General features: G+C 56.1%; 9 protein-coding genes and 1 pseudogene. 7 read left to right on the top strand and 3 right to left on the bottom strand.

Going from position 1 to position 17,181, the window contains the following annotated elements:
• Positions 1 to 299 precede the first annotated feature (299 nt).
• From dnaA to gyrB, 4 genes and pseudogenes are all read left to right on the top strand, one after another.
• The gene (dnaA, locus tag CW360_RS12125) at positions 300 to 1,736 is read left to right on the top strand and encodes a chromosomal replication initiator protein DnaA (RefSeq protein WP_093985473.1); all 1,437 of its coding nucleotides are present in this window, start codon (positions 300 to 302) and stop codon (positions 1,734 to 1,736) included.
• Between the two features lie 41 nt (positions 1,737 to 1,777).
• The gene (gene dnaN, locus CW360_RS12120) at positions 1,778 to 2,881 is read left to right on the top strand and encodes a DNA polymerase III subunit beta (RefSeq protein ID WP_101193883.1); all 1,104 of its coding nucleotides are present in this window, start codon (positions 1,778 to 1,780) and stop codon (positions 2,879 to 2,881) included.
• 6 nt (positions 2,882 to 2,887) lie between these two features.
• Positions 2,888 to 3,990 (top strand): annotated as a pseudogene (recF, locus tag CW360_RS12115) (DNA replication/repair protein RecF).
• Positions 3,991 to 3,993: 3 nt separating this feature from the next.
• On the top strand, positions 3,994 to 6,414 hold the full coding sequence (gene gyrB / locus CW360_RS12110) for a DNA topoisomerase (ATP-hydrolyzing) subunit B (RefSeq protein WP_093985475.1): 2,421 nt from the start codon (positions 3,994 to 3,996) through the stop codon (positions 6,412 to 6,414).
• Positions 6,415 to 6,553: 139 nt separating this feature from the next.
• Here the strand turns inward: gyrB and CW360_RS12105 are convergent, their stop codons facing one another.
• Entirely contained in the window at positions 6,554 to 8,791 is a 2,238-nt protein-coding gene (locus CW360_RS12105; RefSeq protein ID WP_101193881.1) for an NERD domain-containing protein kinase family protein, read from the bottom strand.
• Between the two features lie 70 nt (positions 8,792 to 8,861).
• Here CW360_RS12105 and CW360_RS12100 point away from each other — a divergent pair, with 70 nt between their 5' ends.
• On the top strand, positions 8,862 to 9,164 hold the full coding sequence (locus tag CW360_RS12100) for a hypothetical protein (RefSeq protein ID WP_101193880.1): 303 nt from the start codon (positions 8,862 to 8,864) through the stop codon (positions 9,162 to 9,164).
• Between the two features lie 4 nt (positions 9,165 to 9,168).
• On the opposite strand, the gene CW360_RS12095 is transcribed toward CW360_RS12100, so the two are convergent.
• Both CW360_RS12095 and CW360_RS17125 read right to left on the bottom strand, forming a co-directional pair.
• A complete protein-coding gene (locus CW360_RS12095) occupies positions 9,169 to 12,306 on the bottom strand; it encodes a BPTD_3080 family restriction endonuclease (protein WP_101193879.1) in 3,138 nt (1,045 codons plus the stop codon).
• Positions 12,306 to 15,281, bottom strand: coding sequence for a site-specific DNA-methyltransferase (locus CW360_RS17125; RefSeq protein ID WP_101193878.1), 2,976 nt, complete (start codon positions 15,279 to 15,281; stop codon positions 12,306 to 12,308). Before CW360_RS17125 ends, CW360_RS12095 begins: the two co-directional genes overlap by 1 nt.
• A 68-nt stretch (positions 15,282 to 15,349) precedes the next feature.
• Between CW360_RS17125 and tnpB the strand changes: the two genes are divergently transcribed.
• Together tnpB and tnpC are read left to right on the top strand one after the other, a co-directional pair.
• Positions 15,350 to 15,709 carry an IS66 family insertion sequence element accessory protein TnpB gene (gene tnpB / locus CW360_RS12080; protein WP_058151328.1) on the top strand — a complete coding sequence of 120 codons (360 nt, stop codon included), beginning with the start codon at positions 15,350 to 15,352 and terminating at the stop codon, positions 15,707 to 15,709.
• A gap of 19 nt (positions 15,710 to 15,728) precedes the next feature.
• Positions 15,729 to 17,181 (top strand): IS66 family transposase (gene tnpC / locus CW360_RS12075; RefSeq protein WP_101193244.1); only part of this gene is annotated, 1,453 nt, incomplete at its 3' end.

The following is a 17,181-nucleotide window of genomic DNA, read 5'->3' as shown; positions in this document are numbered from 1 at the left end:
GTGAAAGGCATTGAATGTTTTGCAACTCTGTGGGTATCAAGTCTGTTTGCTGTGCCTTTGCTGCGGGCAGGCTGTGCGTGGAATGTATTTTTGTCCACAGGGTAGGTCATTCACCGGGTTCTCTGCAGTTTGTTAACAGAGCTCTTCCCTGCTTTATCAACAGCTTTCGTTGATGCTGAGGAGCGCCTTTCTTTGTGGATAACTGTCTGTGGCAAAGGTACAATGCACACCTTTAGCAGGCCGGTCGTTGCTCTCCGTGCGGAGGGTTGCGCTGGGTAATGACCGAGTGAGGAATAGCCGTGTCCGTGGAACTGTGGCAGCAATGCATCGACTTGCTGCGTGACGAGCTGCCGGCTCAGCAATTCAATACCTGGATTCGCCCCCTGCAGGTCGAGGGTGATGAGCAGGAGCTGCGTGTCTATGCGCCCAATCGTTTCGTACTGGATTGGGTCAATGACAAATACCTCAGTCGATTGCTGGAGTTGCTGGGAGAGCGTTGCACGGCTGCGCCCCCTGCCCTGTCCTTGCTGATTGGCAGCCGGCGTAGTGCGGCAAGCAGCCGTTCTGCGGCTCCCATCCAGACGGTTGCCTCGCCTGCCGCGGCGATGACAGCCAAACCGGCGGTTGTCGAAACAGCGGATAGCCCGGCGCCCGAAGAGCCGGTTGCCCCGCTGCGTGGCGAGCGTACCGTACAGGTAGAGGGTGGTCTGAAGCACACCAACTACCTCAATCGCACCTTTACCTTTGAAAACTTCGTCGAAGGCAAGTCCAACCAGCTGGCACGTGCTGCTGCCTGGCAGGTGGCCGACAATCCCAAGCATGGCTACAACCCGCTTTTCCTGTATGGCGGAGTAGGCTTGGGGAAAACCCACCTGATGCATGCGGTGGGCAATCACCTGTTGAAGAAGAACCCCAACGCGAAAATCGTTTATCTGCATTCCGAACGCTTTGTTGCCGATATGGTCAAGGCGTTGCAGCTCAATGCGATCAACGAATTCAAGCGCTTCTATCGCTCGGTGGATGCCTTGTTGATCGACGATATCCAGTTCTTCGCCAAGAAGGAGCGTTCCCAGGAAGAGTTCTTCCATACCTTCAATGCGTTGCTGGAGGGGGGACAGCAGGTCATTCTCACCAGCGATCGTTACCCCAAGGAAATCGAAGGCCTGGAAGAACGCCTGAAGTCACGTTTTGGCTGGGGCCTGACTGTTGCAGTGGAACCGCCGGAGCTGGAAACCCGGGTAGCCATCCTGATGAAGAAAGCCGAGCAGGCCAAGGTTGAACTGCCCCATGATGCGGCTTTCTTTATTGCCCAGCGTATTCGCTCGAATGTCCGCGAGCTGGAAGGCGCACTGAAACGGGTGATCGCCCATGCCCACTTCATGGGGCGTGATATCACCATCGAGCTGATTCGTGAGTCACTCAAGGACCTGCTGGCTCTGCAGGACAAGCTGGTAAGCATCGACAATATCCAGCGCACCACGGCGGAGTACTACAAGATCAAGATTGCCGACCTGTTGTCCAAGCGGCGCTCTCGCTCCATCGCAAGGCCGCGCCAGGTTGCCATGGCTTTGGCCAAGGAGCTGACTAACCACAGCTTGCCGGAAATTGGCGATGCATTCGGTGGTCGTGACCACACCACGGTACTCCACGCCTGTCGTAAGATTGCCGAACTGCGAGAAGCGGATGCGGACATCCGTGAAGACTACAAGAACCTATTGCGTACCCTGACCACCTGATATTTCGAACGCAACCCTATTGATAGGCAAGGGACTAGACCATGCATTTCACCATCCAGCGCGAAGCCCTGTTGAAACCCCTGCAACTGGTCGCCGGTGTCGTCGAACGCCGCCAGACCCTGCCGGTTCTGTCCAATGTTCTGCTGGTGGTGCAAGGCCAGCAGTTGTCACTGACCGGTACCGACCTGGAAGTCGAGCTGGTGGGGCGGGTTACGCTGGAAGAGCCAGCTGAGTCGGGCGAGATCACCGTACCGGCGCGCAAGCTCATGGATATCTGCAAGAGCCTGCCGAACGACACGCTGATCGATATACGTGTCGATGAGCAGAAACTGCTGATCAAGGCCGGGCGCAGTCGTTTCACCCTGACGACCCTGCCCGCCAGTGACTTCCCGCAAGCCGAGGAAGGTGCCGGTGCGCTGACCTTCAGCCTGGCCCAGGGCAAGCTGCGGCGTATCATCGAGCGGACCAGCTTCGCCATGGCACAGCAGGATGTGCGCTACTACCTCAATGGTATGTTGCTGGAAGTCAGCAGTGGTCTGCTGCGTGCGGTAGCTACCGACGGCCATCGCCTGGCGATGTGCTCGGTAGCTGCGGATATTCAGCAGGATGGCAAGCATCAGGTCATCGTGCCGCGCAAGGGGATTCTCGAACTGGCCCGTCTGCTCACCGAGCAGGACGCCGAAGTGAGCATTGTCCTTGGTCAGCACCATGTACGAGCCACCACGGGAGACTTCACTTTCACTTCGAAGCTGGTCGATGGCAAGTTCCCGGATTACGAGCGTGTGCTGCCGCGTGGTGGCGACAAGCTGGTGCTGGGGGATCGCCAGGCATTGCGAGAAGCCTTCAGTCGGACGGCGATTCTTTCCAATGAGAAGTACCGTGGGATCCGCCTGCTGCTGAGTAATGCTCTGTTGAAGATCCAGGCCAATAACCCGGAACAGGAAGAAGCTGAAGAAGAAGTGCTGGTCGATTACAACGGCGGCAATCTAGAAATCGGTTTCAACGTCAGCTATCTGCTCGATGTGTTGGGTGTGATCGGCACCGAGCAGGTACGTTTGATTCTGTCTGATGCGAACAGCAGTGCCCTGCTGCAGGAAGCCGACAACGATGATTCCGCGTACGTCGTGATGCCGATGCGCCTGTAACCTTCCATGGCCCTTAGCCGTCTCACGGTCACTGCGGTGCGTAACCTGCACCCAGTGACCCTGCTTCCCTCCCCTCGCATCAACCTTCTCTATGGCGCCAACGGCAGTGGTAAAACCAGTGTCTTGGAAGCTATTCACCTGCTTGCCCTGGCACGTTCCTTTCGCAGTACGCGTTTGCAACCGGTTATCCAGTACGAGCAGGAAAGCTGTAGCGTATTTGCCCAGTTGCAGCGTGAAGATGGGCAGCTCAGCAGCCTGGGTATTGCCCGTGATCGGCACAGTGATCTGCAGATTCGTATCGATGGCGAAAACGTCCGCAGTGCGGCTCAGTTAGCGCAGTTGTTGCCGCTGCAGTTGATCAACCCGGATAGTTTTCGCTTGCTGGAAGGATCGCCAAAGATACGCCGGCAGTTTCTCGATTGGGGAGTGTTCCACGTGGAACCTCGTTTCCTGTCGGCCTGGCAGCGCCTGCAGAAGGCCCTGCGCCAGCGAAACTCATGGCTGCGGCATGGTACACTTGACAGCGTTTCGCAAGCAGTCTGGGATCGTGAGTTGTGCCTGGCCAGCGAAGAGATTGATGGCTATCGGCGTGACTATCTACAGGCCTTGAAGCCCGTATTCGAGCAAACGCTGGCCGCCTTGTTGCCTCTGCAAGACCTTACGCTCAGCTACTTCCGTGGCTGGGATAAGGAGCGTGAACTGCAAGCCGTACTGGACGCCAGCCTGTTGCGTGATCGCCAGCTCGGACATACACAGGCCGGCCCGCAGCGTGCGGATTTGCGTCTGCGTCTGGCGGGGCATAATGCCGTGGATGTGTTGTCACGCGGCCAGCAGAAGCTGGTGGTGTGTGCATTGCGTATTGCTCAGGGGCATCTGGTTAATCGGGCCCGGCGTAAGCAATGTATTTATCTGGTGGATGACTTGCCATCGGAGTTGGATGAGCAGCATCGCCACGCCTTGTGTGGCTTGTTGCAGGATTTGAATTGCCAGGTGTTTATCACCTGCGTAGACCATGAATTGTTGAGGGATGGCTGGCGCACGGATACGCCAGTTGCCATGTTCCACGTGGAACATGGCCGTATTACCCAGACCACGACCATCGGGAGTGAAGCATGAGCGAGAACCAAACGTACGACTCTTCCAGCATCAAGGTGCTGAAGGGCCTGGATGCCGTACGCAAGCGTCCGGGTATGTACATCGGGGACACCGATGATGGCACCGGCTTGCACCATATGGTGTTCGAGGTGGTGGACAATTCCATCGATGAAGCCCTGGCTGGCTATTGCTCGGATATCAGCATCACCATCCATACCGATGAGTCGATCACCGTGCGTGATAACGGTCGCGGTATCCCAGTCGACATGCACAAGGAAGAAGGCGTCTCCGCTGCCGAGGTCATCATGACCGTGCTGCACGCCGGCGGTAAGTTCGACGACAACAGCTACAAGGTCTCCGGCGGCCTGCACGGCGTGGGGGTCTCAGTGGTCAACGCGCTGTCCAAGGAACTGGTGCTGACCATTCGCCGTAGCGGCAAGATCTGGGAACAGACTTACGTGCATGGCGTACCGCAGGCTCCACTCGCCGCCGTCGGCGACAGCGAAGGAACCGGCACGCAGATTCACTTCAAGCCGTCCGAAGACACTTTCAAGAACATTCACTTCAGCTGGGACATCCTGGCCAAGCGTTTGCGCGAGCTGTCTTTCCTCAACTCCGGTGTCGGCATCCTGCTCAAGGATGAACGCACGGGCAAGGAAGAGTTGTTCAAGTACGAGGGTGGCCTCAAGGCTTTCGTCGAGTACCTGAATACCCACAAGACCATCGTCAACCAAGTCTTCCATTTCTGCGTACAGCGTGAGGAAGACGGTGTGGGTGTGGAGGTGGCACTGCAGTGGAACGATAGCTTCAACGAGAACATCCTCTGCTTCACCAACAACATTCCGCAGCGTGACGGTGGCACCCACCTGGCCGGTTTCCGCTCTGCCCTCACCCGCCACCTGAACAACTATATCGAGCAGGAAGGCCTGGCGAAGAAGTTCAAGATCGCCACCACTGGCGATGATGCTCGTGAGGGGCTGACCGCCATCATTTCGGTGAAGGTCCCGGACCCCAAGTTCAGTTCGCAGACCAAGGACAAGCTGGTCTCCTCCGAGGTGAAGAGCGCAGTCGAGCAGGAGATGGGCAAGTACTTCGCCGACTTCCTGTTGGAAAACCCCAACGAAGCCAAAGCCGTGGTCGGCAAGATGATTGATGCCGCGCGTGCCCGCGAGGCTGCGCGCAAGGCGCGAGAAATGACCCGTCGCAAGGGCGCATTGGATATTGCCGGTCTACCCGGCAAGCTGGCCGACTGTCAGGAGAAAGACCCTGCCCTCTCCGAACTGTACATCGTGGAGGGTGACTCCGCAGGCGGCTCTGCCAAGCAGGGGCGTAATCGCAAGACCCAGGCCATCCTGCCGCTCAAGGGCAAGATCCTCAACGTCGAGAAGGCGCGCTTCGACAAGATGCTGTCCTCGCAGGAAGTCGGCACGCTGATCACCGCGCTGGGCTGCGGCATCGGGCGCGAGGAATACAACATCGACAAGCTGCGCTATCACAACATCATCATCATGACCGATGCTGACGTCGACGGCTCGCACATCCGCACCCTGCTGTTGACCTTCTTCTTCCGCCAGTTGCCAGAGCTGATCGAGCGCGGCTATATCTATATCGCTCAGCCACCGCTGTACAAAGTGAAGAAAGGCAAGCAGGAGCAATACATCAAGGACGACGAGGCCATGGAGGAATACATGACTCAGTCGGCTTTGGAAGATGCCAGCCTGCATGTCAACGAGAACGCCCCTGGCCTTTCCGGTGCAGCGCTGGAGCAACTGGTGGGTGATTATCGTGCCGTTATGCGTACGCTCAAGCGCCTGTCGCGCCTCTATCCGCAGGAGCTGACCGAGCACATGGTCTATCTGCCACGTGTGAGTGTCGAACAGTTGGCTGACCAGGTTGCCATGCAGACTTGGCTGGATGCTTTTTCGGCTCGCCTGAAGGCGGTGGAAAAGTCCGGGCAGACCTATGAAGTCAGTCTGCGCGAGGATCGTGAGCGCCATCTGTGGCTGCCGGAAGTAGCCATCACGGCACACGGTCTGGCCAACTACATCACCTTCAATCGTGACTTCTTTGCCAGCAATGACTACAAGACAGTCACTCAGCTGGGCGAGCAACTGAACAACCTGCTGGAAGAAGGCGCCTACGTTCAGCGTGGGGAACGCAAGAAGCCGGTCAGTACGTTCAAGCAGGCACTTGAGTGGCTGATGACGGAAAGTACCAAGCGCCATAGTATCCAGCGCTATAAAGGTCTCGGCGAGATGAACCCGGATCAGCTGTGGGAAACCACCATGGATCCTGCCGTACGCCGTATGCTCAAGGTGACCATCGAGGATGCCATTGCTGCCGATCAGATCTTCAATACCCTGATGGGCGATGCAGTGGAACCTCGTCGTGACTTTATCGAAAGCAACGCGCTGGCAGTATCCAATCTGGATGTGTGAAGGTTTATTGTAGGCGGGCAAAGTTATTTGCCACTTCGGCCAAAGTTAAGCGGTTCGGCCAAAGTAATTTGCCTGTAGCTTGAAAGTAAAAGCCCCTGCTGACGCGAGTCCGCAGGGGCTTTTTGCTTAGCTGAGGCCTCTACTGGGCTGCGTTCCAATCGGCCAAGAAGGCAACAGTCAGGCGATGCTTGGTCTTGTACTCCTCAACGATCCCGACTGATTTCATTCTGCTGAAGGTCGCATTCATAGAGGCTTTGTTGGTTTTGTTTCCTGGTATGCGCCTGGTTCTCAACGCATCGATAACCCATTGGCTACGAATGCGGGGTCGTTGATCGTTCAACATGTCCACAACCAAGAACGTCATGTAGCCCTTGCTGATGCCCCATTTTTTGGCAAACGCGTCGGGTAGATCTTTGGTCTGCTGGGCAGTGATGTCCAGACCAAACCATGCAACGTAGTCATCAGCATGGAACGCAGTGCCTTCGTGCAGCAGCTTCGCTACTTTGGCTTTCAGGCCATCATTAAGCGCGGGGTGAGTGACTTGCTGTATCGCACGCTCAAGGTCGCCCCCTGCTTGCTTCAATACGCCTGGCTGTAGGCCATCCAGTAATGAACCCCAAAGCGCGTACAAATCTGCAAAAGCAGACCAGCCCTGTTCGATAACACCTGGAAATTTGTATCGAAGATCACCCACTCGACGATCTTCGGCTGGCAGGGAACTCATGCCGACCAAGGTAGCTCTGACGCCATCCACGAGGATGTTGAGCGGAGTTATGTTCCTATGGGTGAACCCCAGTCTGTGTAGATAGCCAAGCCCCGCGAGTAGTTGCTCAAGCCAGTTTCGGAACGCCTCAGCACTGATAGAGGCTTGGTCAAACAGCGTCTCACCACTCGCCCATGCTCGACTGATGAAGTAAGCATCGCTGTTCGGAATTCGAGCAAGATCGAATACCCGCTCCAGTGAAGGATGGTAGATCTGAGCGAGCCGATGATACTGATCAGCCACCAGCTCCCAAACTTCATCAGCATCGTCATAAATCTGAACCGCGCAATCGAAGCGTCCAGCGACGTGGCGAGACCGCCAGATGCTTGAGAAAGCATCCTCATCGACCTGCTCGACCAATTCATAACGATTGTCGAGAACTGCTCCTGGCTCAGCCTCAAAAGGAGCGTCTGATGAGGCAAGTGCAGTTGAAGCTCCCTCGCTCATAAGGCTAGCTATCAAGTGTGATAAGCGTTCTGAGGCCACCTGCCCTTCCGCATCGTTGCTTTCGGAGACTTTCCAGTGAAGAGTGTCGAGCAAGGGTTTAAACAGCGAGGTGATTAGGTCGATATCGTCGCCAGCGCTATGGTTGTTCAGGACATCGATAAAGCAAACCTCACCCGCGTCGGTGAGATAGATCGAGTTTGCGGAAACCCTACCCAGTGTGGCGCCACGGCGATGGATGCCCTGGATAGCTGTCAAGGCAGAAATCAGCGTCGACCTGGCTGACTCATCGGAATACTTCGAGAGATCAACCAGCGAGAGAGGTTTGCCCTTGGGCATGCTGATTGGTAGAACCATCAGCTCACCATCATCAATCAGCGGTGCGCTATAGGTCACACCGGTTAACCCAGCCAGCTCTTGCAGTAACCGAAACTCGTCACGCAATTGCGCTTGCAGCTGTTCGCGCCGCTCTTGGTTTTCGCAATTGGGGCGGTTTACGATTTTCAGCATCCACTTGGAGTTCCAGTTCTCCAGGCGATACTCGGCCATCCATAGCTCAAGGCCATTCTGATCGAGCAGACACTGTGTTTTTTGGTATTGCTGGAATCTATTGTTTTCGGCTATCTGCTGACGCAATTGCCCAAGAGTGGCGAGGACAAGCTCGCGCTGAGCATCGATCAGCTCGTACGCTTTGGCAGCGGTCAGTCCCTCAGCACTGGTCAACGCTTTGGTGATCCCGTCTGGCGTCCACACTTGTAGGGAAGGCTCATCTTTAATGAGCGAGATGCTATGACCTTTATCGCCGGTCACAAGCACTACACCCTGACACCACGGCGCGTACAAACCTATTCCAGCCCGGTTACGAATTCGGCCCGCAAGCACACGGGAGTTCTGGTTGGCCTTGCGCAAAGCATTATCAACCGGGCGACCATCCAGTAGCCAAACGTCCTTCCCCGCTTCTAGCGTCCCGCTGTAGCCCTTCACGTCGATCAAATACACGCCCCAGTCACCGACGACGACAGCATCGATTTCCATTGCCTGACCGGTTTCTGTGAGCAGCTCGATGTTGGTCAGCAGCCAGTAGTGGTCTGGGAGGGCGTTTTTCAGCAGAGAAAATGCCCACTCTTCTGCGACGTTGACTGCTTTGGCGAAGGGGACGTGCTTTGCCATGACTTTCTCCTTGTCCTTACTACCCAAACCATCCGGTAAAATGGCGGATGAATTTTATGAGAGAGACACTGTGAAACTGCTGAATACCTACGACGATCATGACGATGCTAAGGAAGCCGCTGAAAAGCTGGTTGGCGAGAAACGCCTGGCCAGTGAGCGAGATGCAACCGTGGTGATCTACAACCTGTTTGGAATTCCCAGCTGGGGGAATTTTCACCGGCTGGGGATGTATAACTTGGTCGAATTGAAGGGGCTGCTGGAACGAAAAGCCTCTTGGCAAGCTGAAGACGCCAAACGCCATCAGGAGATCCTGGCCACTCTCAATACAGTGGCCAAGAACTACTCTCTAGAGCTGCCCTCTCACTGGTTGTAACAGGTTAAGCCGCGTTTCCTTGAAGCTTGTCCAGGCTGAGTTGATTGAGTTCAACCCCCAGCTTGCTTGGATCCTGAACGACCATGTAATGCCACAGGCCGTGCTCGCCGCTGCGGTTCACTGCATCAACCCAGCGTTGAGCGGCTTTGGCCTTGAGATCCGCGTCATCGTTGTACTGACCCTTCACCTCAATAATGACTTTCATCCCGATATCTAGCTCAGCAATGAAGTCAGGCACATAGCTGTGCTTGATGTTCTGCTTGCGATAGCTGATGGCAAAGCCTAAACGGTCGTTCTTTACCCACTTCACGACGCCTGGGTGAATGTCGAGCAGAAAGCCTGCGCTCTGTTCCCACTTAGCCGTATCGGCCACCATCAAATTCAGATGGCACTTGGTGACTGCGCGCACAGGCTTGGTCGTATGAAAGTCCACGTACAGCGTGCTTCCGAGCCCGGCAGAACCCTGTGGAATGACCGGTAAGAACCCGTGCTTTTCCTCCGTACCGCTTTGCAAGGCGTTGTAGAGGCTGCCAATTACTGACTGGGTGTAGTTACCGCTGGCCAGTACGTCGCAGGCACAAGAGTCGCCCTTCAGAACCAGCTTCTCTCGTAAGAACCGCGCACAGGCATTCAGTACCTTTGGAAACAGCGTTCCAATTGGCACACTGTCACCACGCTCGGTGCGCCACTGCTTACAGATTTCTTTGGCCAGAATGAAGGCAACCTGCTGATCGCGGAAAAGATCGCGCCATTCAGCCAGCGTCACTGAGGACTTCTTCCCTGCGCCAAAAGCGGTCAGGTGGCCATCAGGCGCGACCATCTGGCCAACCTGAACAGTCATGGGCAGAGTCAGCGGGTCGATAGTGACCTGGGCGACTTGAGACCAATCAACCACGACATCGAACTGGTTTACCTCCTGGTAGCCCATGACGATAGGGAAGTCGATGCGGTACTGCTCACGCTCAGGCATCGAGAAAATATGGTGCTGTTCGCGCTCTGAAACCGTCGGGTTAACCGAGCGGGTTTTGAATGGAACCAGCTCAAACGGCACACCAAAGACCTTGGCCGTTTCCTCTGTGAAGAGCCCTGTATCTTCATTGACGACATAGCTCGCACGACGCAGTGCACGCCCTACTACCTGCTCACAGAGCAGCTGAGAGCCAAATGGACGCAACCCGACGATATGGGTAACCGTGTTGGCATCCCAGCCTTCCGCTAGCATGGCTACGGAGACGATGCAGCGAATGTCCCGGCCAGGCGGAATACGCTCGTCGATCCATTGCAGGCCTTGGGTATCGCCCTCTTCTTCATCGTCGTCGCTGTTGAGCTTGTCATTGTGCTTGCGCACCAGTTCTGACCACTCTTCAGGCACTTTATCGCCCGGCCATTTGGCCTTACCGATAGTGTCGAGGATAAAGCGCATACGCCTCACTTCGTCACTACCGCTGCCTGCTTCCATTTCCTCGGCGATCTTGGAGTCAACCCGAACGGTAAGCTCCTTGCCAGGCACATTGCGGAACCACTCGGGTGCCTCACCGTAGCCGCCCTCGTTGTTAGCGAGCCAACCATGGACTTCCTTGGCCACCTTGGTATCGCGGCAAACCACGATGAACACGGGAGGAATGGGGTAGCGCTGTTTCTCTTTATGCAGCAGCTCCCACTCCTGGAACTTCTTGTACCAGTCGGTTGCGAGCAGGGTAATTGGCGTACTGGCGTAGTTCATCACCAACTGTGGGGTGAGCTTTTTACCGTGACCATCTTCTTCGGCTTTGGCTTCTACCCAGCGCCATACGTTGAAGTAAGCAGCTTCCTCGGTGCCGCCAACATCAGCTGTTGGCAGCTCAGGAATCTTCACCAGGCCGGACTCGATAGCGTCGAGCAAGCCGAAGTCGGAAACGATCCAAGGGAAGGGCTTACCGACTTCGTTACCCGAGCCCTGGATGTAAAACGGCGTGGCGGAAAGGTCTAGGCAGAGATTGATGCCGTTCTTGCGACCGTTAGCCAGCTTGTTGATTCGGTCGAGACCTTCGATCCAGATGGTGGCTTCTTTGGCATTCTTCTTGGCGGTGTCTTTATCGTCTTCGAGGGAGGTTTCGCCCTCTTCATCGAGGTTGTCACCGCGACGATAGGCATGGTGAGCCTCATCGTTGAATACCAGCCAATGCGGGCTGCGGCCACGGCCTGTGCCTAGCTCCTGGCGCATGCGTTTGAACCAGGCAGCATCAGACTCAAAGTATTTAACTTCGACCTTGCCTTTGTCCTTACCCGACTGTTTGGTGATCTCGACCGCTTCGCCAGTTTTCACCACCTTGGCCGAGTCACCATTGACGGTGTTGCTCTCCAGTTTGGCGAGTTTGTGCCAGTTGGCGATCATCACCTCACCCCGGCGCAGCTCTTCCATGCGCTGTACGGGCACCAACTGGCGGGTGCGGTAGAGTGACAAGTCGCCCAAGAGCGGATCGAGCTCCTTGAGGCGTTCGCGGATGGTGACGTTGGGGCAAACGATCAGCACCGTATCGGAGAAGCGATCATCTGTTGGCGCTGCAACTCGATTGAGAATCGACCAAGCAGCCAGCATGCCCATAACGGTGGTCTTACCGGAGCCAGTTGCCATCTTGCTCGCGTAACGCGTAAAGGCGCGCAGTCCCTTGGCTTTACCTTCTGGGCCTGGCTCGTCTTTGGGGATACCAAGGAGGCCCTTTTTGTAGACCTCAGCGGCCTCTACCAGAAAAATGATGGTTTCTGCGGCTTCAATCTGGGCAAAGAACAGGCGCTGCCCGCGATCCTCAGACCGCCAAAGCTCGATCAGCTCTTTGCTGATCCGAGAGGCACCGTCATAAGGTGTGCCCGTCAACTTACCCGCTCGCCATTCATTAAGGCGCTGACGGATAAGGTTGACCTGTCCTAGCTCTTCCTGGGAGCCAACATCAGTTGCACCGAGCAGTTCGGCCTGCCGCTTGTTCTTGCGACCAGTACCGGCACCTTCTGGCACCCGGTAAAAGTAGTAGGCCGGGCGGCGGCCTTCTGCTTTGACAGGCGACTTACCGACAGCCACTTGCCAATGGTGAGTCGGTTCCGCATAAGGTGAGTTGATAATGGGTTCCGGTACTTCGCTGACCGGTACGGCGGTACGTCCGGTCATTACTCTGCCTCCGCCACGTTCAACACGCGCATCAGCTCGTTACCGCGCTCATCGATCACCTTGATGGCGATCTGGCCTTTGCTGTCAGCAACAAAGGGCTCACTGGTAGTACCGGCCAGGTGTTCCCATACGCTGTCGTTAAACTGGCCCTTCAGGGACTTTTGCAAGTTGTCCCAGGCACCGGTACGCGGGAAAAACACCTGGCTGGCACAGAAGGCCATGCCGTTATAGCTGGTATCGAGCATCCAGCACGGCAGGTTTTCCGGCTCAACCGACTCTGTATCCATCGTGTCAGGGCGGAAGGTGTCGAGCCCCAGGAGTTCTACCTGGTACATCGCACGGCCATCATCACGCAGTCCGGCAGACACAATACGGGCATCCGGCAGGCCGGTAATGGAGAACAGCTGGTCGGTGTGGCTGGTCTTCAGCAGATCATCCATGGCCACGTCCGGCGTCACACTGATATAGGTACAGGGCAAACGTAGACGCTTGCGGTCATCCACCAGCTCACGGGCTTTGGCCTGGATGGCAAAGCCAAAGAAGAACAGCTGGCTGTATTTGAGGAAGTACGCCTCACTAGCGGCCTCGAACACCTGGTCTGAGCTGATCGCACCGTCCTCAGGGCCGAAGACGATAGCGATACGTTGTTCCTGCTCGTCCACTGCTTCGGCGTGCAGGAATTCATTGTCCAACACGCGAACCTGTTCCAACTTCAGGCTGCGATTGCCTGGCAAACGCAGATTATGGCTGCGACGCAGGATATCGATCATGCGATCCAGATAGCTACGCGCGTTGTAGCCAGCGGCTTGCTCTGCTGCCTGAGGGGTACCTTCCACTTCGAGGGAATGAGCGGCTTGGATGGTGGCTTCGACAGTGAAGGGGCCGCAGACGCGAGTGATGCCTTTGTTTTCTTCTGGGCGATCAACCAGGGTAACGGTTTCGGGCTCCTCGTTATTAGCTATGGATTTGAGAGTTATACGAGGAACCAGACCACCAACTTCTTCGCCCTTACGGTTTTGTCTGCGCTTGTAAACGAAGCCGCCTGCGGGGCCGCGAGCAGGGTTCTTCAGTTCGTACCAGGGGAAGGTAGCCGTCAGCAGGCGCTGACGAGCTAGTGCCAAGGGCACGCGAGAAGTGTCACAAGTAATCCAGCGGCGCCCCCATTGTTCAGCGACGTAGGCTGTAGTTCCAGAGCCACAACTGATATCAAGGACTAAGTCGCCCTCTGTGCTCGTCATATGCATACAGCGTTGAATCAAAGATGTTCCAGTTTGAACCGCATAAATTTTAGGGTCTGATCGACTCTGAACAGCACCACCAATATCTGTCCATATGTTTGTATATTGAGCCATTGGGAAGTCATTAAAATATCGAATATACCTTAACTTTCCCTTTCCTGTTTTCGCAAGGCGACCGGCTAAAGCAAGGGAGTCCATTCCATTGGGAACGCTGGCTTTCCAGTGATTGTTATCGCCACAATCATATTTAATTCCATCATAGAGAAAGTATCTTTTATCTCCACTGGCAGCCCCTTGGGAAATTATATTGTCACATTGGAAAACCTTTGATCCTTCCGGCAATTGTTCGAGGCCAATTTTCTCTTCACGGGTCAATGCTCGCCTAACGCCGTCAGGAAGTTCAACTTGGTCGTATTTGGAGGCAGGATCACCAATGGGCTGATCTTTTTTGGAATAGAGCCTATTAAATTTCATTACAGATTTATTCTTCGCATACCAAAGAATAAAATCGCCCGCTCGACTGAGCTTAGAACTGGCAAACCCACCGGAGGTAGTATATGAAATCATAGATATGAAATTATCTGCACCGAAAATTTCATCCATGATTTCTCTTACGTGATGAATGTTATCCATCGATATTTGAAGAAATATTGAGCCGGATTCATTAAGCATTTCCTTTGCCAAAAACAACCTATCCCTGATATAGGAAAGATAGGAGTGAAGCCCTAACTCCCAAGTATCTCTATAAGCCTTGACCATTTCAGGCTCTCTGGTCAAAAACTCATCCTTTCCATGATCAACTTTATTATTTCTTACGAAAGGCTGAAAGTTAGAACCGAACTTGATTCCATAGGGCGGATCGAAATAGACCATCTGAACCTGCCCTCCCATTCCCTCATACTCCAGCAAGGAGTTCATCACTTGCAGGGAGTCCCCGAGGATCAGGCGGTTGGCCCATTGTTCCTTATGGGTGTAGGCATCGAGTTGGTCGGCAATGTCCTTGTCGGCGTTGTCGCCAAACAAATCCAGCATGGTGCCGGCGGCCCGGTGGGATTCGAGCGTCTTTAGGATGTTCTGTGTCGAATGCCGCTCGTGAACAAAGAGCGGTACGGTGGGCACGCTGATTTGCTGGCGTTCAGCTTTGCCTGCCCAGTTGAGGAAGGGTTGGGTCAGGCTTTTGAGGCGTGCCACGCACTGGCTCAGGCTGTTAAAGCGTTCACCATTGCCTTTCCATACCTGTTCTTCGGTAAAGACGCTGGCTTCGCCTTTTTCTGCGGCTTCAGCCACCAGGTTGAGCAGCCATTCGGCAAAGTCTCGCTCGGCGTTTTCATCCCAGCACAGCTCGGGTGCCAGGCTGGAGTCGTAGCGGTATTGCTTGGGGGGCTTTCTGGCATTGAATTGCTCTTGCACGCCGACATCAGGGCGACTGGTGGCTTTGGTGTCGTACTGATAGGTGCCGTAAGGATCTGCGCCTAGAGCAGCATCCGAAGTCGTCTGAGGGGCTTCAGGCTGTGGGCGATGTTTGGCCACTACCTGGTCTGCTAGGGATGCAGGCTTGCTAGCGGAGGGCTGAGCCAAAAATACCGAGCCACCACGGCCTTGGCCTTTACCCAGCACACCATCGGCAATCAAGGCATCGCGAACGCGCCAGTAGTCCTCTTCGCTGAAGCTGAACGCTGCCGCTTCAGTCAGCTGCTGCTGAAGCTTGATATTGCCGATGCTGCGTAAGCGCTCCATAAACCCCACCTGCCCATAGGCCGCAGATCATTGGATGCTGAGCTCCCGTTTTCACTGGAGTTCATCCCATGATGCGTCCCGATGCCAAGGTGCAGAAGGTCTACCTCTACCCAAAGCCCGTCGACTTCCGCAAATCCATCAACGGCCTGGCCGCCTTGGTCGAGCTGGACATCAAGGTGGAAGTGTTCAACCCGGTGCTGTTCGTGTTCCTCAATCGCACGCGCAGCCAGGTCAAGATTCTCTACTGGGAGCGCAACGGTTTCTGCCTGTGGCTCAAGCGACTGGAAGCCGAGCGCTTCAAGACCAAGCCCGATGCAGGCGACGAGGCCATCGAGCTGACGGTTGACGAACTGAACTGGCTGCTCGACGGAATTGACCTGTGGCGCAATCGTCCGCACCAGGTACTGACGCCGCGGTTCGTGGCCTGAGCCGGTATAATCCAGCGCCATGAAATTTGGCGCCGACAACCTTCCTAACGATCCCGTCCTGCTCAAGGCCTTGGTGCTGCAATTGCAGGAGCAGGTCGCCCTGCTGCGGCACAAGCTGTTCTCACCCAAGTCCGAGCGCAGCCCTGAAGATGCCGACTCACCGCAGCTGGCCATGTTCAACGAGGCCGAAGAGCTGGTCGAAGAGCCGACTGCCGAGCCAGCCGAAGCTGAAGCCGAAGAAGTCGTTGCGCCGATCAAGCGTCGTGGCAAGCGCAAGCCGCTGCCGGCCAATCTGCCGCGCGTCGAAGTCGTCCATGAACTGCCCGAGCACGAACTGACCTGCGCCTGCGGCGCCTGCAAGCAGGTGATTGGAGAAGAGACCAGCGAGCAACTGGAGATCATCCCGATGCAGGTGCGGGTTATCCGTCATATCCGCAAGACTTACGCCTGCAAGGCCTGCGAAACCGCACCGGTCACCGCCGACAAACCGGCCCAACTGATCGAGAAGAGCCTGGCTAGTCCCAGCGTGTTGGCGATGCTGCTGACCACCAAGTACGCCGACGGCATCCCGCTGTACCGTTTCGAGAAAATGCTCGGTCGCCACGGCATCGACATTCCCCGCCAGACCCTGGCGCGCTGGGTGATCCAAAGTGGCGAGCAGCTGCAGCCGCTGCTCAACCTGATGCGCGACAAACTGCTGGACTACCCGGTGCTGCACTGTGACGAAACCCGCCTGCAGGTGCTGCACGAACCCGGACGCGATCCCACCGCGCAGTCCTGGATGTGGGTGCAAAGCGGCGGGCCGCCAGATAAGCCGGTGATCCTCTTCGACTACACCACCAGCCGCGCGCAGGAGGTACCGCTGCGCCTGCTCGATGGTTATCACGGCTACCTGATGACTGACGACTACGCTGGCTACAACGCCGTGGCCGTGCAAGAGGGCATCGAGCGGTTGGCCTGCTGGGCGCATGCGCGGCGCAAGTTCGTCGAGGCGCAGAAAGTGCAGCCCAAGGGCAAGACCGGCCGTGCCGACATGGCGCTGAACCTGATCAATAAGCTCTACAGCATCGAACGTGAACTGAAGGACGCCAGCGATGCCGAGCGGCAGGCCACCCGAGTGCAACGCAGCCAACCGCTGCTCGATCAACTCAAGGCCTGGCTGGACAAGACCCAGCCGCAGGTTGCTGGGCAGACGGCTCTGGGTAAGGCCGTAAACTACCTGGCCAGCAACTGGGGCCGGCTGGTGCGTTACGTCGAAGGTGGAAACCTGCCCATCGATAACAACCGCGCCGAAAACGCCATCCGCCCGTTCGTCATCGGTCGCAAGAACTGGTTGTTCAGCGACACGCCCAAGGGCGCCACGGCCAGCGCACAGATCTACAGCCTGATCGAAACCGCCAAGGCCAACGGCCAAGAGCCTTACGCCTGGCTGCGCCACATCCTCGAACACCTGCCAACGGCACAGAGCGTCG

The organism is Pseudomonas fluvialis (assembly GCF_002835605.1).
Taxonomy (GTDB): Bacteria; Pseudomonadota; Gammaproteobacteria; order Pseudomonadales; family Pseudomonadaceae; genus Aquipseudomonas; species Aquipseudomonas fluvialis.
The sequence above is the reverse complement of the archived record's forward strand: the minus strand, read 5'-3'. Positions and strand labels throughout refer to the sequence as shown.

Excerpts from the sequence above, each read along its gene's own strand:
- dnaN (WP_101193883.1), top strand. The coding sequence starts at position 1,778 with ATGCATTTCACCATCCAGCGCGAAGCCCTGTTGAAACCCCTGCAACTG.
- gyrB (WP_093985475.1), top strand. The coding sequence starts at position 3,994 with ATGAGCGAGAACCAAACGTACGACTCTTCCAGCATCAAGGTGCTGAAG.
- CW360_RS12105 (WP_101193881.1), bottom strand. The coding sequence starts at position 8,791 with ATGGCAAAGCACGTCCCCTTCGCCAAAGCAGTCAACGTCGCAGAAGAG.
- CW360_RS12095 (WP_101193879.1), bottom strand. The coding sequence starts at position 12,306 with ATGACCGGACGTACCGCCGTACCGGTCAGCGAAGTACCGGAACCCATT.
- CW360_RS17125 (WP_101193878.1), bottom strand. The coding sequence starts at position 15,281 with ATGGAGCGCTTACGCAGCATCGGCAATATCAAGCTTCAGCAGCAGCTG.
- tnpB (WP_058151328.1), top strand. The coding sequence starts at position 15,350 with ATGATGCGTCCCGATGCCAAGGTGCAGAAGGTCTACCTCTACCCAAAG.